Source organism: Streptomyces toyocaensis (genome assembly GCF_000725125.1).
GTDB classification, from domain to species: domain Bacteria; phylum Actinomycetota; class Actinomycetes; order Streptomycetales; family Streptomycetaceae; genus Streptomyces; species Streptomyces toyocaensis.
The window spans coordinates 157746-177007 of sequence record NZ_JFCB01000005.1; the positions used below are offsets into that span (position 1 = coordinate 157746).

Here is a 19262-nt window from a genome sequence, read left to right on the forward strand (position 1 = left end):
GGTAGCTCTGCAAAACCGCAGCTAAAGACCAGGCGTGACGCTCTTCATGCCGCGTTTCGCCGCCATCGACGACCGGAGGGCGCTTCTCTCGCGAGCCTCCCCCTCACACCTTGCGAAAAACCACTGAATTACTAAAGTGCCGAAGCCCTGGGGGTTGGAAGCACCCGTCTGAGCGTCTGGCGAGCTTGGCGACAAGCCCCTGGCCGTGCCCCCTGCCCCTCCCCGTCAGCCTGGGGCGAGGTTTGACACGCGGAGTGTCAAATCCGTGATGGCCATTTCACCGCCCCACCCCCCGACAAATCACGAACCGTGAATTGACACGCGGAGTGTCAAATCCATGATGGCCATTTCACCGCCCCACCCCCCGACAAATCACGAACCGTGAATTGACACGCGGAGTGTCAAATCCATGATGGCCATTTCACCGCCCCACCCCCCGACAAATCACGAGGTCAGGAACCGTACGTTAGGTCAAGCGAAGACAGCCGCAATCGCCTTGCGGGTGCGCTCCTGACTGGATGGCATCAGGTGCGCGTACACGCGGAGCGTCAGGCCCGGGTCCGAGTGGCCCAGGTACTCGGCGAGGGCCTTGATGTTCTCGCCCGCGTCCAGGAGCACCGAGGCGTAGAAGTGGCGGAGGGCGTGCATGCCGTTCTCGCGGGACTCGGCGTATGGGCGGCCCCGCTCGGGCACGGGGATGACGCCGGCCGCAGCCAGCGCCGGTTTCCACGCCTCCTCGTTGAGCGACGTACGCCAGACATGCCCACCGCGCGGCCCGGTGAAGATGAGCCGCTTGGTCACCGGAGGACCGTCGGCCACCTTCCACGGCAAGGTGATCTCGACCGGCGGGAACCGCTTCACGTGCGCCCGGAGCGCATCGGCGACGGGGCCGGGAAGGGGCACGTCCCGCAGCTTGCCGCCCTTCGGCGGCGCGAACACGGCCTTGCTGCGGCTCAGCTTCAGTTGCTGGACCACGTGGAGCGTGTCCGAGTCGAAGTCGATCGCGTCGACGGCCACGCCCAGGATCTCGCCCTGGCGGAGCCCGCAGCCGCCGCCCAGGTCGACCATGGCTTGGTAGCGCTCGGGCATGGCGGCCTGGACGGCGAAGACCCGCTCGGGCGTCCACGGCACGACACGCTTGTTGTCGACGGTCGGCGGCCGGACAGACCGAGCGGCACAAGGGTTCCTAGGAAGGTGTCCATCGTCCACGGCCGCACTGAGCGCCGCCCGCACGTTGGAGTAGATCGTCCGGGCATACGACCCGCGGACGCCGTTCTCCTGCAACTGCCGCACCCAGTCGCGGATGTGCGCCGGCTGGAAGGAACCGAGCGGGCGCGAGCCGAGGTAGGGGAAGGCGTGCAGCCGTAGTTGCGACTCCATCGAGGCTCGGGTGTTCGGGTCGGCGCCCTGCGTGGTGACCCAGCGTTCGGCGTACTGCTGAAAGGTGATCCGGGCAGCGCGTGGGTCGATGTACTGCCCGCGCGCCATGTCCGCCTCGATGTGCGCCAGCCACTGATCAGCGAGCCGCTTCTGACGGTCGGGGAAGCTTTTGGACTTCTCCGTGCCGTCCGGGCCGACGTAGCGAGCGCGGTAGCGGAGCCCGGACCCGTAGCGCTCGGTCTTGGCCTTGCGCACCTTCCCGTCCTGGCCGGTCTCGGTCCGGTACCAGCGATCCTGGATGTGTCCGGCCATCAGGCGGCAGCCCCTTCCCGCAGGGACTCGACCCAGGCCTGGACGTCCGCAGGGTCGTAGCGGAGATGCCGGCCGACTCGGAAGCCACGAGGACCGGTGCGCTTGCGGCGCCACTGGTAGACCGTCTCGACACTGGGCAGGTCGAACATGGCCACGAGGTCGTCAGGAGTCAGATACCGCGACGGCAGAGATCGCGGCTCGGAGGCCACGTCCACGACGGTGCTGCGTCGGCTAGCCATGGGCGGGCCCTCCTGCCGCTCCTGTATCGGGCTTGCGTGCAGCGGCAAGCCAGGCTTCTGCGGCGGTCAGGCCGGTTCCGGCGAAGCGCCAGTGGGAGAGGACGAGCACGGTGTCCGGGTCGGGCAGTGGGTGGCCGGCCTCAGCCGCACGTTCGCGGGTGAGGGCTTCGTTGTGGTCGGCGCGTTCCTGGCGGAGGGCGCCGAGGGTGACGGAGTAGGCGCGGGACTTGGTGGAGAAGTGGCCGCGGAAGCCGAGCATGTGGGCCCACTTGCGCAGGCGCAGGTCTTCGAGTTCGGGCAGGGCGCCGAGGTGCCAGCAGGTGAGGATCATGCGCCGGGCATGGTCGGTGACGCCGGAGCCGATCAGGTCGGTGATCGGGTTGCGGATGGGGCGGTCCAGGGTGCCTGCGGTCTCGGCGCCCTTGGTGGCGTACTTGGCGATGTAGGTGGCCACGGCGCGGCTGGAGAGCTCCGAGGTGCCAGCGAAGTCGGTCGAGCGGATGGGGCGGATGTCGAGCTGTTCGCCGAAGCGGAAGGCGTACGCGTGGCCGTCGAGGACGAGGCCGGGTGTCTCGGCGAGGCGGGCCGCCGAGCGGATCGCGTCGGTGAGCAGTTCGGTCGTGGCCCAGGCCGGCGGGGCATCCTCGGCGCCGTCCGGGCCGTCGAGGCGGATGACAGCATGGAAGTGGACGGCGCCGCGCCGCTGGTACTCGGCGACCTTGGCGTAGGAGACCTTGAGGCAGTGGCGCAGTTCCGAGCGGCCGATGCCTGCGCGGGAGACGAGTTGCTGGCGTAGGTAGGTGGTGAAGCGGCCCCATAGTGCCCCGGCGTGTGCGTTCCACAGGACGGCCGCGCGGTAGTCGTAGCGGTCCGGGTCCAGGGGCGTGCCGAGGGCGGGGTCGTCGTCCGGGTGGAGGCGTCCGCAGCGGCACCGGCCGCCGCCGGGGCGGTTGTGGACGGGGCCGAAGGACGGGGCGGTGAAGGTGGCGAAGACGCGCGGGTGCTGGGCAACCGACGGCCCGATGCCCTTGCCTCCGCTCAGGCCGGCCGTGACGAGGTGGAAGGTGTCTTTGCGGTACACCTCGGCGCAGGTGGCGCACCGGGTGGCGCGGCGGTTGTTGCAGCGGATGAGGAGTTGTCCGGCCGGAAGGTCACGGTCGACGACTTCCCGGACGATCTCACCGGTGGCGGCGTGGACGTCGAGCCGGTGGCCCTCCATCCGTACGGGCCGCTCGCAGCCGCCGAGGCGCTGGATCTGGTGGGCGTAGGCGCTGAGGTCGCCGTGCCGGGCGAGGGACGCCAGATGACGGATGGCTCCTGCCGGAGCCGTGGAGTGCATGTGCGGTTTCCTCCTGGCAGCGAAGTCGGGGGGTCGGAGCGATCAGCCCCGCCCGCACTGTCGAGGGGGCTAAACAGTGCGGGCAAGCCGGGCGGGCAGAAGGCGATGAGGTCAGCGGCGGTGGAGAAGGGAGCGGAGGACGACGGCGCACACGGCCACGGACGCGGCCGTGATGGCGACGGCGAGGAGCATGGAGACCAGGACGGCGCCGACAACCAGGACCACGGCGGTACCGCAGCCGACGAGGGCGAGTGCAGCACCAGGGGTCAACTGGACAGCCGGGCGGGACGGCGCCGGGGGCACGGGGGCCGGCTGCGGAGTCATAACAGCCGGAGTGATGGCGGTCGGCTCGACGACGGTGGGCGGGGTGACCATGCCGGTCGGCTGGGGCATGGTCGGGATCTTCGGCTGGAACATGAGCGGGTCTCCCTTCGCGGTTACTTGACGGCGGTGTCGATGACGGGGGCCAGCAGACTGTCGGCGATGAGGTAGCCGCCGAGAAGCAGGACGGCGATGAGCCACCAGGGCGGGCGGATGAGCTTGACGCCGAGGACTCCGACGACGAGCAGGGCGAGCCAGAGCGGAACGTCCATGGCGGTGGTCTCCTGTCAGGCCGAGCAGCGGTGGGTGCGGGCGGCGAGTTCGGCCGCGGCGCGGCTGTCGTACTCGGCGGAGAAGTCGCAGCGGGGCGCGGTGCAGGCGGCCAGGTGGCGGTTTCGGCCGCGGTCGATGTAGGAGGCGACGTTGACGGGGCCGATGCGGCGGACGTTGCGGAAGCGCGGGTTCATGGTGGTGCTCCTCCCTCAGAGGTGTGCGGCGACGGATGCGGTCATGGACGGAGGCAGGCCGAGCCGGGCGCGTACGGTGTCGGGATCGGCGGGGTGGCCGGTGGTCGAGCGGTGTTCGTCAGCCAGTGCCCGGACGCGGTCGACGAGGGCGGGCGGAAGGGCAACGGCCTGAGCAGGTGCCGGGGTCGAAGCGGCAACCGGTGCGGCGACAGGTTCGGGGACGGTGAGCGGGGCCGGGAGTGCGTCCCGATCGGGCACCTCCACGGCGACGGGTGGGGCGGGGCGCGGCTCCGGTTCCGCGTCCGTGGTCGATGCGGCCGGCTTGCTCGGCTCTTCCTGAATGTGTGGTGCGTGGGCTAGGAGGGTTCCGCCGAAGAAGGCGACGGCGGGCCAACCTGCGACCGTGACGCGGAGCCAGGCCGGTACGTCGTCCAGGTCGAGGAGTCCGGCCGTGGCGACGTTGGCGCCGAGGGACGCGGCCAGGGCGATCAGGAACCACAGCCGCGGGCCACCGGCCGCCTGTCCTGCTCGCTGCGACTGACGCATCCGGCGCCATGCAGCCACCAGGAGCAGATCGACGCTCACGGGGTAGGCCCACGCTTTCCAGCCCGCCTGTCCGGCCGCTGCAGCGAGGTCGTGCAGGTGGGAGAAGGACAGGGCACCGGCGATGACGGCTTGAACGATCACGGCGTCTACGCGGGCCAGGTGAGCACGCATCGACTAGACTCCTTCCGGTTTCGGGCACGGGAGGGGTAGGGACATGGCGTGAGGCGGTCACGCCGGCCGTGGGAGGGGGAGCGCGTTACTCGGTCACCGGACGAGCGGCCGGGGCACCCGAGGGCGAGGACGCCTTGGTCGCCTCGGTGGCGACGACGGGCCGGAAGGCGTCAAGCCGGGGCAGTTCCGGTACCAGGGCGGCGGTGTCACGGCAGACGGCCGCAGCGTCGTCGAGGGTGAGGTGTGGTGAGCGGACGCGGGACCAGCCGCCGGAGGAGTCACCGACGACGGCGACACCCGGCCGGTCAGCCGGGATCGAGGTCGCGGCCAGGGCCGCCTCTGGGGAGACGTCGGCCAGCGCCATGTTCGCCGAGGACTCGTCGTTGACGCGGTGGCAGACCCGGCCGGTCAGCTGAGCGCGGAGCATCGTTGCGCCTTTGCCGAGTTCGGAGCCGAAGCGCTGGCCGCACACCTCCAGGTAGATGCCGGCCGCGCGGCCGAGCTGGGCGAGGCGGATGAGCTTGGTGACCATGGCGTCCCGCCGTTTCTCGTCGTCTTTGTTCGCGGCAAGGAAGAGTTCTGCCACTTCGTCGACGACGATCACGACCGGCACCGGCCGTACATCGTCCGGCAGCCCCCACACGTCCGAGGTGAGCACGGCGTCCGGGCCCGCCACGCTCGAGAGCCCGATCAGGCGGAACCGTGCCTCCATCTCCTCCAGCAGGGCGTCGAGGAGATCGTTGGCCCGGTCCGGCTGGTCGGCGAGGGCGGACAACCGGGGTGCGAACGGCGCCAGTTCCACGCCCCATTTGCAGTCGATGCCGACGAGCACGACCGGTTGCCGGGCCAGGCCACACAGCAGGTTGCGCAGGTAGACGGACTTGCCGGACTGCGTGGCACCGAGAATGAGTTCGTGCGGCACGGTGCGGAAGTCCCGGACGTGCCATGCCCCGTCCTCCCGTAGGGCGAGAGGCAGGCGAAGCGGGCCGTTCGTCTGCCGACGCCGGGCGGGACGAACCTCGGCGAGTACGTCCCAGCCGACCAGGCGCAGTTCGAGGCGTCCCGGCTTGGTGGAGCGGACGTGCACGGCGTGAGCGCCCCAGGCGTGCCGTAGTCGGTCGGCCGAGGCGGTGAAGTCCTCGGGCGCCTGCCCGGCCGCCAGACGCAGCCGCATTACGAGACCGGATCCGGTCGGCCACGGCAGCGAGTGACGAGGAGGTACGGGAGCCGCCTGCCACCCCACCACCCGGGCCGTGGCCCGGCGGATGGCCGAGGCGGGAACCGTCAGACCACACGCATCCATCGTCGCCCGATATGAGGTGAGCACCCGCAGCGCGACGGCCGGGTACCCGATAAGCCACCAGAACAGGACCGGCAGCCGACGGCGGAGCACAAGCAGCGCGGCCAGGACCAGCAGGACCGCTAACAACACACGGACGATGTCAGCCATGGCCGTCAGCCCTGAGCCGGTGCAGCCGCGCTGACCATGACAGCGTCGGCCCGGTAGGCGATGCCGTGCCGGGCCCGCCCGCCGAACTCGCTCTCCCAGGGCCGGGCCACCAGACCCGACAGGAAGACCGGTGCGCCCATCACCAGGCCGTCACCGATGCCCTGTTCCGGGATGGTGACCTTGACCATGTCCGAGCCGCCGGCCGCGATGAACACCAGCTCCAGCGTCATGAGCCGCTGATTGGTCACCGGGTCCACCGCGACCTCTCCGGTCTGCCGGTCCCTCACCTTGACCTCGGGCAGCTTGGTAACGAGGAGCGTCGCGTCCGAAGTGTCCACGGGGATGACACGCATTTCAGAACCTCACTGGGTTGTGGGCACCGGTCGCCCGGCACCGCGTGAATTGAGTACCCCCCTAGACAGCACAGGGGGACGCCCCCGACTGTCTAGGGGGGTATACGAGTGTGTCTCGGCGCCCGCCGACGCCCTACGGCAGCGCCCAGTGAAGGACGGTGGCGTCGTCCCGTGCCTTGCCGCGCGGCCAGCGTCGGCCGTCGGGGTCGCCGGCCTCGGCTTCGCGTACCCGGCGGATCAGTTCGTCCGGCCCGGAGGAGGAGTCGAGGACGGTCAGGGTCTGCCGCCAGTCGTCGAGGCCGAAGCGGTCGACGAGTCGCGTTGCGCCGTCGCTCATCAGCGTCACGGATGCCAGCGACTCAAGCGGCACCCGGCCTGTCAGGGCGTGTTCGGCCGCCCGCGGGTCGGGACCCGCAATCCAGAAGCCGCCCGGCCGGTTACGGAGCCCTGTCAGGGCGTCCCGATACTCGGCGAGCGCGGCGGAGTGTTCAGGCGAGCCGGTGGGCAGCGCGTCGACCGGCCCGCGCAGCCGCTTGCCTACGTCGTCCAGGCGCCGGTCGGTGACCACGTCCACACTCCCGCTCCTGTCGGCGAGGAGGAGCGAGGAGTCACCGAGGACGAGATACTCCAGGGCTCCCCCACCGGCCCGTGCGGCGATCACCGTGCTGGTGGGACTGGCCCGGTAGGTCAGATCGCAACTGTCCTCGTGCAGGGCCCGGACGAGGCCGATGGAGTCGGCCAGGCAGTCAGCGAGCGACCGGGCCGGCTGCACGGTGATACTGCGCAGCAGCAGGCCGCCCAGCGTCGAGGAGAACCAGGCGACGCCATGCGTACACCCGGTCTCGGCGCCGCCGACGCCGGCACCGTCGAGGAGGACCGCCGCGCCGGGAGCGGAAGCGGCGAAGTCCTCGTTCTGCCGGCCCGGTTCGGCGGGTAGCGAGGCGAGGGTGATTCTCACGCCGGTGTGTCCTCGTCGTGCCGGTACAGGGGGCAGAGCAGCTCGACGGACTGCGGTTCGCTGGTCTCGGGGTCGTACTCGACGCCCACCAGCGTGGAGAAGCGGCGGTCCCCCACCTGCCCCCACAACGTGTTGAGGTCGTTGGCGAGCAGCTGCACGACACCGAGGGAGCCTTGCGTATGGACACCGGCGATGGCGAGCAACGTGCCGGAGCCGTCCGGGCGGGACAGTCGGCCGAGGTATCCGACGTCATACGGACGGGCCGGATCACTGTCCTGGCCCGACCGGTGCACGGCGCCGGTACGGCGGTCCACCACCGTCCAAGGCCCGTCTTCCGCGCGCTCCCAGCGCAATACGGGATCCTGCGCGTACGTCTCCCACATCTCCTGAGACATGCGCGGCCCGCAGACGACGACCAGGCCGTCCCGGTTGAGGTCGATCTCACCGCTCACCGGTACGTGTTCCGACGTGACGTCGAGCCCGTACGACCGCGCCAGGTCTTCCAGTCGCTTGCCGGAACTGACGTCGTCCACGGCGACGACCGTGCGCCCGCGCTCGTCGTCACGCCGCAGCGGAGTGGCGACCGTGACGGCGCCCCGTCCGAGGAAGGCGCCTTCCGGCGCCGGACCGGTGTGCCGGATCTGGTGAATGCGCCCGCGGCTCAGGCCAGCCTTGGCGGCGATCTGCGCGTACGACAGTCCTTGCGCGTGGAGGTCCTGGACCACTCGCCGGCGGAGCCGGGCCAGCTCGGTCACCTCTTGCTGCGCGTCGGCCAACCGGGTCGTGACCTCGCGCAGGAGCAGGTACGGATCATCAATCGCCATGATCCGTTGCAGCTCGTCCGACATGACCTCACCTCCTAGCAGTAACCAGGAGTCTAGGGCCCTAGACGGTATGGGCGGGAGACGCCGTCCCGACCGAACGCCAATCACGTAAAACCTGGCCCGCCGCCGAGGAACACCCCGGGGACTCACCCGCCACTACCCGTGAAACGACCACACGGCGCGGCCTACCAGAGGACGGTCACACGCCCTCCCGCGCGAGATCAGCCCACACCGAGCGACCCTCCGGCCAGGCCTTCACGCCCCAGTCCTTCGCGCAGGCCGCGATCATCCGCAACCCGCGGCCGCCCTCTTCCTGGCCAGTCGCATCACACAGGTGCGGTACGCAGTCGCCGCCCTGGTCGACCACCTCGATGCGGACGAGGTCGTCGCCGAGGCCAAGCACGACGAGGAACCAGCCTCCGACTGAGCCACTGAGCGTGTGGCGCACGGCATTGGTCGCGAGCTCGCTCACGACCAAGATGGCATCGTCGGTGGGCCCCTGTTCTTGCAGTAGGGCAGCGATGAAATGACGGGCATGTGCCACTTCCTCAGGCAGCCCACGGAAGGCACGGCACCACTTGGAACGCATGGGACTCTCCTCACCTATATCTAGGGGGCTAGACAGCCCAGCGGCAGAGTATTCCCATGCGCGACCGCCAGGCCAGGCATTGTGAGGAATTATTCCTCTAAGGGGTGACGGCGTCTCCCAAGTCGCGGAACTCCTTCATCACGAGCAACAGCAGCTCCCGCACCTCGTCACCGAAGACCGCGGCCTGCTCGAAGCGGCCGAACGTCTCCTCGTACGAAGCAACTTCATCAGCATCGCCGGACACGCGCTCACTGCTGAAGGTCTCCACCACGACGGCCCGCCGATCGCACAACGTGAACCCGTGGCGCGGCAGGACCGGCACCGGCCGCCGCCAGGGGATGACTCCGAGCCGTACCGTGCTCAGACTCTCGACAGCCAGCAACCGGTCGAGCTGAGCAAGCATGAGAGCCGGGGTACCGGGCCAGGTCCGCAACACAGCTTCCGTCAGAACGAACACCGACTCCCGCCCCGGCTCGTACAACACGCTCTGTCGTTCCACGCGAGCAGCAACAGCCCTGCCGACTTCCTCAGCCGTTGCGGTCGGCGCACTCGCGAAGACGTGCCGGGCATACTCCGCACTCTGCAGCATGGCCGGGAGAACGACACATTGGAACGACCGCACCAATTGAGCGGACCGAACCTCTTCATCGACCGTCATGCCGACTGAAGTAGCGCCGTCCGCCAGTTGGTCAGAGTCGGACGCAGCCTCCACCGCGGCCAGGAGCTCCCGGACTTCCCCCACAGTCGACTCGTCGAGGCCGAGGGCACGCGAGAGCCTGTCGAGTACATCGGCACTCGGAACCATGCGCCCGGTCTCGACTTTGGACACGGTCGGCTGTCCCACTCCAGCCCGCTGGGCCAACACGGCACCCGTCAGGCCGGCCTCTGCACGAAGCCCGCGAAGACGTGCCCCGAGCACCCTGGTCCGTTCCCGCCGTTCACTCCCCATGCCCAGGGTTCTACACCACGCGCCAGCAGCAGCCAGGCTTGCTCAGCCCTGCAACCGTCAACCGGGTCCGAACTCTCAAGCATCTACCGGGACCGGACACGGCAGCAGCCCGAGCATGATTCAAACTTTCTCTACTGGTTCAAGGCGGCTCGCCCTGCTCGCCGCGCGCGGCCCGGCCCCCGGCCGGGCCTGCGCTCCTGTCTCCGCCCCGCTCCAGCCCGGCCGGCGCCCGTGCCGCGCGCGCAGTAATCAGCCGCCTGACCTCAGAGAAGGGGTTCGTCGTGGCTGGGGCGGTCGGCTCCGCGGCTTTAGGCAGCCACTTTGGCGCGAGCCTCGAAGATCATGGCCCCAACGTCGTGCTTTACCGGGCAGGTCCACAGACTGCCCGACGCGCCGGAAGCTTACGGGGCCATGATCACTCGCGCCAAAGCAGCTCCAGCCCAAAGCCGCTCCACCGCCCTGAGTAGGTGCGCCTTCCCCATCCGCTCCTCAGAGAACTGTCGGCACGGACGGACCTTGACCTAAGCTGTACTGCCACTACGCCAGTTGACGGGGCAGGGGGGCCGAGGCCGTGATGCGGATCAGTATGGTTGGCCAGGGCGCTGAAGAAGAGCTGCGCTCACTCCGCGCATGGCTTCTCGAGGATCCAAACGTTCGCCGGCATGCGAAGGTGTCTTGGGAGACGTCGCAACCCCAACCCGGAACAATGGGAGCCGACGCATTTGCCGTGCTTCAATTGGTCACAGATAACTTCTGGCAAATCACTACCTTCTCAGTTACGTACGCTGCCTGGAGGAAAACTCGGGCCCGTGCACCTCGCGTGACAATCGAACACGACGGTAAATCCGTGACGATTGAGGGAAGTGACGCAGAAACACTTGAGCGCATCATCCGCTCACTGGGCGAGGAGTAGTCATTCCGTGGCCCTACCTCGCCCTGAAGACTCCCGTGCAGTACTAATTGGCGTGAGCAGCTACACGCAATTGCCGCAACTCGCTGCAGTGCGAAACAACATCGAGACACTGAGGGATATTCTCACCTGTTCCGCTTCATGGAACCTTTCGCCGGAGCACTGCACTGTCGTGCATGACCCTCGCACACCAGAGGAATTAGTGGACCCCATTTTGCATGGGGTCGAGGAAGCATCAGATACTCTCCTGGTTTACTATGCCGGTCATGGTTTAAAGGGGCCGAATAGGGGAGAACTACGCCTTACTCGGTCGACCTCTCGCGCAGGGGCTCCACACACCTCCACCGATTACAACGACATTCGAGAAACATTGTTGGGATCGACAGCAAGCCGTCGCATTGTGATCCTCGACTGTTGCTATGCCGCCAGTGCTCTCGGTACCATGACGGACCCTGCTAGCAGCATCGCCGATGACGCCCTTATCGAGGGAACGTATCTCATCGCCGCCGCAGGAGAAACAGAAGCTGCCATGGCAGAAGACGGCAGCGGGTTTACGGTATTCACCGGTGAACTCATCCGGCTCCTCAGTGAAGGAATTCCAGATTCTACACACGATCTGTTGGATCTGGATACCGTATTCAGCTACTTATATAGCACGCTCCGCTCCAAATCCCGCCCTCTGCCGCATAAGCGAGTGCGTAACTCCCTCGGCAAACTCGCGTTGGCTAGGAACTCATTCAGACACGCGAGAAAATGGACCATCACGGAGGAAAATCACGTAACATTCCCCGGTATCTCCCGATCTCAGAGTGAAGGCACCCTCCTCCCTGGAGGCGGTCAACGTAGTGAGCACTTAGATCCTTCCGAACCGTCTGGCACACCACTCACTCAGACCGTTGCACAGTTGCAGACTAGTGCAGCACCGCCTCTCGTGGCGTCGGCCGGATTGGCGTCAGCGCCTAGTGAGCCCACAGTCAGCCTGGTCGGAAAAGCCGCAGCAACCGATCCAGCGTCTACTCCCCTTGCACCTGCCGGATCCGTCACTTGGCCAACCGCGCGACACCCTCGGTCGACAGTAGAGACGTCGCCAAATTCTCAGCATGCGAGATACGTTGAAATCTTGTGGCAAGGCATTCTGGAAAGAGTAAAGGAGCGGCGCCGCTTCGCCTGGATAATCCTTGCCCAAAATGCCAAGATCTCATCCTTTAATGGCGAGACCTTGGAGCTCTCTTTCACTAACGAGGCAGCTAGGGATTCCTACCGCTCGACCGGTATTGATGAACTCCTCAACCATGTGATTAACGACGACCTGAAGCTGGAATGGAAGGTTAAAGTATCCGTCGCCCTCGACCCCAAGCTCGGCCAGCAAATTTTGGGGTCGCCTTCTAAGACGAGACGTCCTGGAGAGTGGCCTGCCCTGTCCGTGAACAGTGGGGCTGTGCAGCCCGCAACGGGCCAGAACAAGGAACCTCAACCGGTTCCAATTGCCTGGCCACCCGTACGCAAGCCGCCACCTCCAGAGGACTTTCAACGAATTCAAGAACTCTGGCCCAAGGTGTTGGATGAGATAGGAAAGCGTCGACGCACTTTCTGGTACCTACTATCTCATGACTGTAAACCTGTAGGTGCAGCAGGGAAAAAGATCTTTCTCGGCTTCGACAATGAGCAGTCGAGGCTTGCATATCTATCAAGTGGCGCTGACAAGCTACTCGAAGATGTAGCGACGGAGATTCTTCGCTTCGCTTGCAAGATAGAGCCCGTGACGCTTTCTGAGTAGCTTTTCGGGGCGCAAGCTGCGTTACATTATGGAGCGGGGGCCTTGACACCCTGCCGGCATCAAGGCCCCGTCCATTCATCGGCCCGTCGATCCTGAGATGATCAGTTGGAACTCCTAACGGAATGATCTTTCGCGTCAGGAGTCGAAGTCTGGCGAGGAAGCAACACGGCTGGCACGGAGCACCTGGGCAAGGGTCGAAAGCGCTTCGAAGACACCAAGGACCTCGCTGAGGAACTCCAGATATGTCATCCCTGAGGGGCTCTCATCGCTGACGATGCGGCCTGTCTGGAGGTCGTGATGTGCTGTCGCGTGCCCAATCGTGTTCCGGCGACGATTGTTGAGCAAGCTCTCAAATGACTCCCATCCTGGCACTTGTGCCACATATGCGATCTTGTAGGCATTGGATAGTTTGTCGAACTTATCGAGGCTTCCGGGGCGTTGCTTCTCGGGTACGCGGTCGGGGTGGACGTCGCCGAAGTCGTCAGGGTTGCCGCGCTTCACCGAGTTCTGAGCTGCGACGAGCGACCAAAGGCACTTACAGGCGAGCTCGAATCCGTGCTGGTAGAGGTCCCTCACCAGCGAAAACTCGTCGCGGTAGAGCACTAGTTCATCGAAGGAACCCTTGTCGTTGGGCCCGAAGAACCTCCCGAGAAGCCCCATCTCCCAGGACTCGTGATGCTCTACGAAACGGTTCAGTTCGGTGAATACATCTCGCTCCAGGATCGCCGAGGATTTCCCTCGGCGTCGAAAGGTCAGAAGGTGATCTCTGTGTCGTTCGATCGCCGCCAAGTGCTTCCGCGAAAATCGGCTGATCACCTGCGCGCTGGTGGTCCCCGTGGTCCCTGTGATCACCGTCGTCGCTGTTCCCATGGCCTGGTAAGCAACAGTCGTTCGCTCGTGGCTCGTGTTCGGTTGCCATTTGAGCCCAAGCTGCTGCTGTGCGATGCGAGCGAACATATCGGTGTTGCCCTGGAGGTAGTACTGAAACAGCATGCGGACCTTGGGCCACATGACTTGGCTCGTCTCGAGCGCCGCACGCCGTTCGGACTCGAACTCCATAAAGGTGTGGTCGCCGAGGGCCTGGACGAGCGTCAGCGTTGGAAAGGCACCGTTCGGGGTGAACGTGTCGGCGTCGTAGCGCGATGGCACAAACGGATTGATAGTCACGACGCGTGTGCCTGGAGATTCTGGCGCGGAGCCGTTCAGCACCTCGCACTCAATGTCGACACGGTGGTTCTGGAATTCAGTGCCCGACATTGAGCCTCTTATCGGCAGTCCGCAATGCGGGCAGGGAAGATAGAAGCGGGTTCTGCGGGTCGGTTCCACGCCCAGCCGGGCAACGAATGCTTCGCCACATCCGTGGCACTTGAGGTGATAGCGAGAGATCACGGGACTAAGCTACTCCGTCGCGACGTGCCCCGCTCTCCAATTGATGATGGCGCGAGGGACCGACACCACCAGGGCGTAAGGGTCGGCCCACGCTCCGTCTCATTCAGCGCCGTTCACGACCGTTCAGGCGAGACCACGAGTCGGCTGCAACCCAAGAGCGACCTCCCATGAACCCAAGTGAGCGCCCCTGCACGCGGCCCACCGCCCCACCACCACAGAGTTGGGCAGCGTGCGCTCCCGAGCAACTGCCTTGGGCCACCGTGCATCGCTGCGCGGAGCAATGCGCCTTCCACAGAGGCATGTGCCCGGCAATCCTGCACTGGTCCGCACGACGGTCGAGACCGGGGGTGGGAAACGTGGCTCGTACGCAGTCCAGGTGTGGAGCTCTCACGGAGAAGGGCACTCGATGCCGGCGGCTGGCGATGATCGGTGCATCGCGATGCAACCTGCACCGTGGCGAGTGGTCGTCGTACACCATCGATAAGCGCAAGGAAGCCGAACGCAAGGCGAAGACACGCAAGCGTCGCAAGTGACCCAACCGGTGCGAGGTGACATCCATGGCTGACACCAACGACAGCGGACAGCGGCGGCGTCGCGCGGTCTGACATGGCAGCTGCAGGGTGTCAGCGGGTCTCAGTCCTCGCCTACCTGCAGCAACACCACGGTGAAGGCCGCGCCGGTCCCGGCAACGACCCCATCGAAGGTATGCCGGGTGATCGGGTTCCACGCTCGTGCTCCGGGTGAGAGGTCAATGATGTTTGTGTACCAGGCGGCCTCGTAGCCCAGCAGACGGACAACACGTTCCGCGGCTCTACGGGCGTGGGCGCGGTCCCGGCGTGCTGGGCCCGGGAACACGAGGTCGTAGGTCGCCAGGTAGGTCAAGAGCTCCGCTGCGCGCTCAGCGTCGATCTGCAAGAGTGCGTCGTCAATCTCTACTGGTGTGTCCGGGCCGACTGCACCTTCCACTGCATACTGCTTCCAACCCTCTTCAGCCTCGGCGGCCACTTGTCGAACGAGTCCCGGAACGGATCCGCCGGCATGGCCGACCACGCGGCCGAAGATTCCGTCCTCTCGCGACAGAGAGCCAGTAAGAGCGCGCAGTTCCGCAGCTACGTCCACCGTGCCATTCTCAACTGAGCCAGCCCCGACTCGGCCACGGCTGTGCCGCATCGCGCGATCCGCGGTGAGTGTCTAACTGCGTGACAACGCCGACGAACAACGGCGGACGAGCGCGAACGTCAGCGAACCATCGGCGCAGGTGAGAGCCTCACCAGTGTAGTGCAGCACCAACGCCCAAGTTGCTTCGAAACGAAGAGGTCATCACCCAAGGTCTCCCCGCCACGCTTCCGCCGACGCGGCTTGCTCTGGACGACGGCATGACAGCGTGGCCCGAGCGGGTGGGGGTGTAGCGAGGCACACGCGTGCCTCGTCGGTCGACGCGCCCGCCGTCGTGGCTGACTGTCGTCGGCTGAGGTTCAGACGGGGAGCATCGAGCGTGTCGGCCGTCAGTCGAATGCGACAGAGTTGGGCCGTCCCTGGGCCGTCCGAGGCCGCTCATCAGGAGCCAACGACGACCAACGACGACCACCAGACGCATAGCCTTGCCGTCTCTGAGCAGGGGAAACGCAGGTCACCAAGATCCCCGACAAGACCCAGGGCAAAAAGAAGTAGCCCGCCCGCTGCAAGCCCCCTACCTGCGACTTCTTCGCTAGTAGGGGGCTTATGGCTGTCCCGGGGCTGTCTCTGGCCGTCAGACGTGGCGGTCACGCCGCCACTCGTACGCACGGGGTGACGTCTCGACCACCTCACGGGGGTAGACATCACGTACCCGGGCGAGAAGGTGGCGCTGCTCAACGGCCCACGTCAGCGGCAGTACGGACAACGGGAGAGTGACCGTGATTCCGGTCGACGGCCCGTCGTGCACGGACACCGAGAGGCCACCGCTCTCCCGGGGGGGAACGTCAGGGAAGGAGTCCGCCCGGAGTCGAGCCACGTGGCCAACCGTCGGGCCTCCAGCCCTGCCGAAGTCTCCTCCCAGTCCTCCAGGTCCTCAGGGAGGAGGGTCACCACGAAGGAGGCGTCGAGGGACTCCTCGGCCACGATGACGATCTTGCAGTCGAGGAGGTCGTGCCCGCTCAGGATTCCGGGCTGGGAGCGGCCCAGGACGCGTGAGTGTCGGTCAGCACGGATGATCTAAGTTGGGTCGATGCAGCCCTCCCCGTCGCCGCGAATACCGGCGAACAAGCTCCGGCCCGGGCGTCATTGGTATGCGACGGCGGCCGCGATCTCCGTCGTGCTGATCGTGCTGGGCCTGGCCATCGGCGTGCACCGGTTCAAGAACGTCCTGAACGCGGTGGATACGGACAACCGGTTCGCCGACGGCGACACCGTCACTCTGCGGCTCGATCCGGAACACGAGAAGGCGATCTGGATCAGGGATCAAGCTGCGTCGTCTCACCGGGCGTGCGACATCACCGGTCCGGGCGACCCCCGTCTCACCAGTCCCGGAATCGACGTGTTCCTCACCCGCGACGAGACCTGGAACCCGCTCCACGACATCGACGTGCCGCGGGCAGGCGACTACGAGGTCACCTGCTCCTCTCAAGGAGTGCCGTCCCAGTACGCCATCGGGGATCCCGAAGGCTTCGTCACGTTCGGAGGATGGCTCGTGCCGGCCGTCTCTCTCCCGGTGCTCGGTGTCGGCATCGGCGTCGCGATCACCCTCGTCACCGCTTACCGCCGCAGAAGCCATCGCAAGCGGCTGCTCGCCGAACACCACGGCTCCTGAAGCCAGGAGCCGCTTTGCCCTCCTGTGGGCACGGCGTAGCCGCCTGCCGGGAAACCTGGTTGAGCCCTCCGGGGCGGGTCGGAATACTCCTCGGATGACCGACAGCGCGAAGCCCGAGGGCATGGAACAGGGTTGGGATGCACCCTGGTACCGCTTCCGCACGGACCGGTTCGAAGCGGCCTTCCTGCCTGAGCCGGATGAGGACCTGGAAGCCGTCTGCGACGTCGATGTCGACGTCAGGCTGGCGGACGGCTCGCGTTGGACAGCGACCGTGTTCACCGTCGCGGAGGTCGCGCGCCTGATGGAGGAGAGGGCTCAGACCGGTGAGAACCTGGGCGGCCGCTACTTCTGGTGCTCCGATGGCCTCATCGTCCGGGACCCCGGCATCGAGAACATGGCCCAAGTGCTCGCCGGTCTGATCGACTCGGGCGAATACAGGCACGTACTCCAGCGGTGCGACGACGAGTAACCGTCTCCGCCGGACGGGACCGGGATCGAAGATCTCGTGTCCACCGGCCCCGGGGCGTGCGCCCAGCCGCGCTGTGCGGATCTTCCTCAGTCCGTGCACCTCGACGACTCCCGCGTCGTTGATCCCGGCCTCGAGTCCTGGCTCATCGGCGAAGCCGTCGGAGTGCGGCCGTGGCTGATCTCGCGGACAGTGGGAGGCGGGGGCGGAGCACACCGTGAGCAGACGGTGGCGCCGTGTGACGGTGCTCGGGGAGGGACGTCGGCGCGGTGAGCCGTCCGTCGGACACCTCGAGAAGGAAGGCCCTGCCGTGGCAGCCACACCCGTCATGCAACTGCCGGTCATCAGCGAATGCGCGGCCGAGAGCTGCGCCTACAACAACGACCACACCTGCCACGCCGTGGCGATCACCGTGGGGGACCTCAGCGACCCCGTGTGCGAGACCTTCATGAGCGCGGACATGGAGGGCGGCGAGCCGTCCGTCACCGGCCGGGTCGGCGCCTGCAAGATGGCCGACTGCCGGCACAACACCGGGCTGGAATGCCATGCCCCGTCCATCACCGTCGGCTACGAGCGCGAGTCGGTCGACTGCCTCACCTACGCGCAGGCCTGAGGGCACGCACACCTGAACGGGTCAAGCCTCCCGCCTGCGGCGAAACCGCGGGCGGGAGGCTCGGCCCGCCTGGTGCTCAGAGGTCGGGGAGTCCGGTCAGGGCGGACATCTGGCTGATCATCGTCGTGTTCGCGACGCCGGAGTAGGCGCGTACCTCGTCCACCGTGCCCTCGAAGTACTCACCGCGGATCGCCGAGCGGCCCACCTGAAGTCCGCCCGAGGCCGTCCAGGAGGTCGTGTCCGCCGCGGTGGACGTGTTGGCCAGCTGCCCGTTCACGTAGAAGCGGAGCTCATGGGCAGGGGCGTCGTAGACGACGGCCAGGTGGTCGCCCACGCCGTACGGGTCGTCGTCGGGCAGGGCCTGCTCCTCGGTGACGACCACCTGCGGAGCATCTGCCTTGTCCTTGGTGGACACCACGACCTCCCACTTCCCGGTCGCCGCCTGATAGCGGATCGCGAGGCGGTCGGCGTGGGAGCCGGGAAGGGACAGGACGGTCTGCGTCCGGTCGTCGGCCGCGGCCGGGCGGGCGCGCGCGGCGAGAGTGAAGCTCCCGTCCCCGCCGACCGGGGCCGCCGAGGTCGCCGCCCAGTCACCGTCGCCGTCGAGCCTGAGGTCGCCCTGGTCGACCAGCGCGGCGTCCCCGAAGATGTCCTCGTTGTGGTAGATCCAGGCGTCGCCGTTCAGTGTCAGCGGCAGCCCGTCGGCCTGCACGTTGGGAGCGATGCCGCCGGGTGCCGCCTCCAGGGGCCAGTAGCCCTCCCGGCTCAGTGGTGTCTCGGCGGCCCGGGAAGTCTGCCCCGTGTCGGCCGCGTGGGCGGTGCCCGGGAGCGCACCGAGTGTCAACGAGAGTGCGACGGCGCCCAGCCCCACTAACGCGCCACGGTATCTGTCGTACATGAACCCCCCTGTGAAAAATACGGTCAGGATGCTGGCGCGATCTTCCAGCCTCGCTTCTCGTCGGCGCAAGGAGATTGTTGCTGGGTATCGGGGGACGGCGAGCGTCACGCCCGCTGTCGCGCCGCCGGTGGCGCGAACAAAGAGACCGCGACCACAGCGCGCAGGGCTCCCGGGGGCGCATACTGGCCTCAATGACAAAATCTGCTGCTCCGAAGCGCCATCTGCCCACCAGCCCCTTCAAGGCTGCTGTGGCACCTCCTCCCAAGCACTTCGCCGTGGGCGACCAGGTCACCCACGACGTGTACGGACTCGGCCGGGTCGTCGCCCTCGAAGAGGGGATCGCGGCACTCGTCGACTTCGGCTCGACGCAGACGCGGATCCTGAGCCCGTACGCCAAGATGACCAAGCTGTAGCACCGCTGTGCCCGGACACGGCACACCAGGCCCCTTCGGGGACCTGTACCGAAAGAGAGACCTCTCATCGAACTGACTTCGCTGTTCTCCTCGCCGGAGGGGCAGCCCCG

General features: G+C 66.7%; 22 protein-coding genes and 1 pseudogene. 6 read left to right on the forward strand and 17 right to left on the reverse strand.

The features are described 5' to 3' along the window. Positions 1 to 471 precede the first annotated feature (471 nt). The 13 genes from BU52_RS08635 to BU52_RS08690 all read right to left on the reverse strand — a co-directional run bounded on the left by BU52_RS08635 (position 472) and on the right by BU52_RS08690 (position 9898). Positions 472 to 1692 (reverse strand): tyrosine-type recombinase/integrase, encoded by a 1221-nt coding sequence (locus BU52_RS08635; RefSeq protein ID WP_037930758.1) that lies wholly within the window; start codon positions 1690 to 1692, stop codon positions 472 to 474. Next, complete coding sequence (locus tag BU52_RS08640) at positions 1692 to 1931, reverse strand: helix-turn-helix transcriptional regulator (protein WP_037930761.1); 240 nt, start codon at positions 1929 to 1931, stop codon at positions 1692 to 1694. The genes BU52_RS08635 and BU52_RS08640 overlap by 1 nt, the downstream gene beginning before the upstream one ends. Continuing rightward, positions 1924 to 3270: a replication initiator gene (locus BU52_RS08645; RefSeq protein WP_037930763.1), complete on the reverse strand. Its 1347-nt coding sequence runs from the start codon at positions 3268 to 3270 to the stop codon at positions 1924 to 1926. Before BU52_RS08645 ends, BU52_RS08640 begins: the two co-directional genes overlap by 8 nt. Before the next feature lie 111 nt (positions 3271 to 3381). Continuing rightward, the gene (locus tag BU52_RS08650) at positions 3382 to 3687 is read right to left on the reverse strand and encodes a hypothetical protein (RefSeq protein ID WP_037930765.1); all 306 of its coding nucleotides are present in this window, start codon (positions 3685 to 3687) and stop codon (positions 3382 to 3384) included. A gap of 20 nt (positions 3688 to 3707) precedes the next feature. Continuing rightward, positions 3708 to 3863 (reverse strand): hypothetical protein, encoded by a 156-nt coding sequence (locus BU52_RS34660; protein ID WP_107061112.1) that lies wholly within the window; start codon positions 3861 to 3863, stop codon positions 3708 to 3710. A gap of 15 nt (positions 3864 to 3878) precedes the next feature. Further along, positions 3879 to 4058: a mobile element transfer protein gene (locus BU52_RS08655; RefSeq protein WP_037930767.1), complete on the reverse strand. Its 180-nt coding sequence runs from the start codon at positions 4056 to 4058 to the stop codon at positions 3879 to 3881. Positions 4059 to 4073: 15 nt separating this feature from the next. Then, complete coding sequence (locus tag BU52_RS08660; protein WP_037930769.1) at positions 4074 to 4775, reverse strand: DUF2637 domain-containing protein; 702 nt, start codon at positions 4773 to 4775, stop codon at positions 4074 to 4076. Positions 4776 to 4860: 85 nt separating this feature from the next. Continuing rightward, positions 4861 to 6225, reverse strand: coding sequence for an FtsK/SpoIIIE domain-containing protein (locus BU52_RS08665; protein WP_037930772.1), 1365 nt, complete (start codon positions 6223 to 6225; stop codon positions 4861 to 4863). Between the two features lie 5 nt (positions 6226 to 6230). Continuing rightward, complete coding sequence (locus BU52_RS08670) at positions 6231 to 6578, reverse strand: SCO3933 family regulatory protein (RefSeq protein WP_037930775.1); 348 nt, start codon at positions 6576 to 6578, stop codon at positions 6231 to 6233. A gap of 133 nt (positions 6579 to 6711) precedes the next feature. Next, positions 6712 to 7536, reverse strand: a complete 825-nt coding sequence (locus BU52_RS08675; RefSeq protein WP_037930777.1) for a protein phosphatase 2C domain-containing protein — start codon at positions 7534 to 7536, stop codon at positions 6712 to 6714. Next, positions 7533 to 8384 (reverse strand): RNA polymerase subunit sigma-24, encoded by an 852-nt coding sequence (locus tag BU52_RS08680; RefSeq protein ID WP_037930780.1) that lies wholly within the window; start codon positions 8382 to 8384, stop codon positions 7533 to 7535. The genes BU52_RS08675 and BU52_RS08680 overlap by 4 nt, the downstream gene beginning before the upstream one ends. Positions 8385 to 8559: 175 nt before the next feature. Next, a complete protein-coding gene (locus BU52_RS08685) occupies positions 8560 to 8949 on the reverse strand; it encodes an ATP-binding protein (RefSeq protein WP_037930783.1) in 390 nt (129 codons plus the stop codon). Positions 8950 to 9046: 97 nt separating this feature from the next. After that, a complete protein-coding gene (locus BU52_RS08690) occupies positions 9047 to 9898 on the reverse strand; it encodes a helix-turn-helix domain-containing protein (protein WP_078903164.1) in 852 nt (283 codons plus the stop codon). A gap of 586 nt (positions 9899 to 10484) precedes the next feature. On the opposite strand from BU52_RS08690, the gene BU52_RS37105 reads away from it, so the two are divergent. Continuing rightward, positions 10485 to 10811, forward strand: coding sequence for an effector-associated constant component EACC1 (locus BU52_RS37105; RefSeq protein WP_362265447.1), 327 nt, complete (start codon positions 10485 to 10487; stop codon positions 10809 to 10811). A 7-nt stretch (positions 10812 to 10818) separates the two neighbouring features. Then, positions 10819 to 12585, forward strand: a complete 1767-nt coding sequence (locus BU52_RS33350) for a caspase, EACC1-associated type (protein ID WP_268747600.1) — start codon at positions 10819 to 10821, stop codon at positions 12583 to 12585. 135 nt (positions 12586 to 12720) lie between these two features. Here the strand turns inward: BU52_RS33350 and BU52_RS08695 are convergent, their stop codons facing one another. From BU52_RS08695 to BU52_RS37110, 3 genes and pseudogenes are all read right to left on the reverse strand, one after another. Further along, entirely contained in the window at positions 12721 to 13842 is a 1122-nt protein-coding gene (locus BU52_RS08695; protein ID WP_157847835.1) for a hypothetical protein, read from the reverse strand. Positions 13843 to 14607: 765 nt separating this feature from the next. Then, entirely contained in the window at positions 14608 to 15093 is a 486-nt protein-coding gene (locus BU52_RS33355) for a hypothetical protein (protein ID WP_157847837.1), read from the reverse strand. Between the two features lie 631 nt (positions 15094 to 15724). Beyond that, positions 15725 to 16167, reverse strand: a pseudogene (locus BU52_RS37110) (DUF5959 family protein). A 13-nt stretch (positions 16168 to 16180) separates the two neighbouring features. Here BU52_RS37110 and BU52_RS08710 point away from each other — a divergent pair. From BU52_RS08710 to BU52_RS08720, 3 genes are all read left to right on the forward strand, one after another. Continuing rightward, positions 16181 to 16762 carry a hypothetical protein gene (locus tag BU52_RS08710; RefSeq protein ID WP_157847839.1) on the forward strand — a complete coding sequence of 194 codons (582 nt, stop codon included), beginning with the start codon at positions 16181 to 16183 and terminating at the stop codon, positions 16760 to 16762. 94 nt (positions 16763 to 16856) lie between these two features. After that, entirely contained in the window at positions 16857 to 17231 is a 375-nt protein-coding gene (locus BU52_RS08715) for a hypothetical protein (protein ID WP_037930796.1), read from the forward strand. A gap of 325 nt (positions 17232 to 17556) precedes the next feature. Continuing rightward, positions 17557 to 17841, forward strand: a complete 285-nt coding sequence (locus tag BU52_RS08720) for a DUF1540 domain-containing protein (RefSeq protein ID WP_037930799.1) — start codon at positions 17557 to 17559, stop codon at positions 17839 to 17841. A gap of 76 nt (positions 17842 to 17917) precedes the next feature. On the opposite strand, the gene BU52_RS08725 is transcribed toward BU52_RS08720, so the two are convergent. After that, entirely contained in the window at positions 17918 to 18739 is an 822-nt protein-coding gene (locus BU52_RS08725; protein ID WP_107061113.1) for a LamG-like jellyroll fold domain-containing protein, read from the reverse strand. 191 nt (positions 18740 to 18930) lie between these two features. Between BU52_RS08725 and BU52_RS08730 the strand changes: the two genes are divergently transcribed. Next, positions 18931 to 19152 carry a hypothetical protein gene (locus BU52_RS08730; RefSeq protein ID WP_037930805.1) on the forward strand — a complete coding sequence of 74 codons (222 nt, stop codon included), beginning with the start codon at positions 18931 to 18933 and terminating at the stop codon, positions 19150 to 19152. Positions 19153 to 19262 lie beyond the last annotated feature (110 nt).

What these genes read in the sequence shown, in the direction of transcription:
- BU52_RS08635 (WP_037930758.1), bottom strand. Translation starts at nt 1,692, where the DNA reads ATGGCCGGACACATCCAGGATCGCTGGTACCGGACCGAGACCGGCCAG.
- BU52_RS08640 (WP_037930761.1), bottom strand. Translation starts at nt 1,931, where the DNA reads ATGGCTAGCCGACGCAGCACCGTCGTGGACGTGGCCTCCGAGCCGCGA.
- BU52_RS08645 (WP_037930763.1), bottom strand. Translation starts at nt 3,270, where the DNA reads ATGCACTCCACGGCTCCGGCAGGAGCCATCCGTCATCTGGCGTCCCTC.
- BU52_RS08650 (WP_037930765.1), bottom strand. Translation starts at nt 3,687, where the DNA reads ATGTTCCAGCCGAAGATCCCGACCATGCCCCAGCCGACCGGCATGGTC.
- BU52_RS34660 (WP_107061112.1), bottom strand. Translation starts at nt 3,863, where the DNA reads ATGGACGTTCCGCTCTGGCTCGCCCTGCTCGTCGTCGGAGTCCTCGGC.
- BU52_RS08655 (WP_037930767.1), bottom strand. Translation starts at nt 4,058, where the DNA reads ATGAACCCGCGCTTCCGCAACGTCCGCCGCATCGGCCCCGTCAACGTC.
- BU52_RS08660 (WP_037930769.1), bottom strand. Translation starts at nt 4,775, where the DNA reads ATGCGTGCTCACCTGGCCCGCGTAGACGCCGTGATCGTTCAAGCCGTC.
- BU52_RS08665 (WP_037930772.1), bottom strand. Translation starts at nt 6,225, where the DNA reads ATGGCTGACATCGTCCGTGTGTTGTTAGCGGTCCTGCTGGTCCTGGCC.
- BU52_RS08670 (WP_037930775.1), bottom strand. Translation starts at nt 6,578, where the DNA reads ATGCGTGTCATCCCCGTGGACACTTCGGACGCGACGCTCCTCGTTACC.
- BU52_RS08680 (WP_037930780.1), bottom strand. Translation starts at nt 8,384, where the DNA reads ATGTCGGACGAGCTGCAACGGATCATGGCGATTGATGATCCGTACCTG.
- BU52_RS08685 (WP_037930783.1), bottom strand. Translation starts at nt 8,949, where the DNA reads ATGCGTTCCAAGTGGTGCCGTGCCTTCCGTGGGCTGCCTGAGGAAGTG.
- BU52_RS08690 (WP_078903164.1), bottom strand. Translation starts at nt 9,898, where the DNA reads ATGGGGAGTGAACGGCGGGAACGGACCAGGGTGCTCGGGGCACGTCTT.
- BU52_RS37105 (WP_362265447.1), top strand. Translation starts at nt 10,485, where the DNA reads ATGGTTGGCCAGGGCGCTGAAGAAGAGCTGCGCTCACTCCGCGCATGG.
- BU52_RS08695 (WP_157847835.1), bottom strand. Translation starts at nt 13,842, where the DNA reads ATGTCGGGCACTGAATTCCAGAACCACCGTGTCGACATTGAGTGCGAG.
- BU52_RS08710 (WP_157847839.1), top strand. Translation starts at nt 16,181, where the DNA reads ATGCAGCCCTCCCCGTCGCCGCGAATACCGGCGAACAAGCTCCGGCCC.
- BU52_RS08715 (WP_037930796.1), top strand. Translation starts at nt 16,857, where the DNA reads ATGACCGACAGCGCGAAGCCCGAGGGCATGGAACAGGGTTGGGATGCA.
- BU52_RS08720 (WP_037930799.1), top strand. Translation starts at nt 17,557, where the DNA reads ATGCAACTGCCGGTCATCAGCGAATGCGCGGCCGAGAGCTGCGCCTAC.
- BU52_RS08725 (WP_107061113.1), bottom strand. Translation starts at nt 18,739, where the DNA reads ATGTACGACAGATACCGTGGCGCGTTAGTGGGGCTGGGCGCCGTCGCA.
- BU52_RS08730 (WP_037930805.1), top strand. Translation starts at nt 18,931, where the DNA reads ATGACAAAATCTGCTGCTCCGAAGCGCCATCTGCCCACCAGCCCCTTC.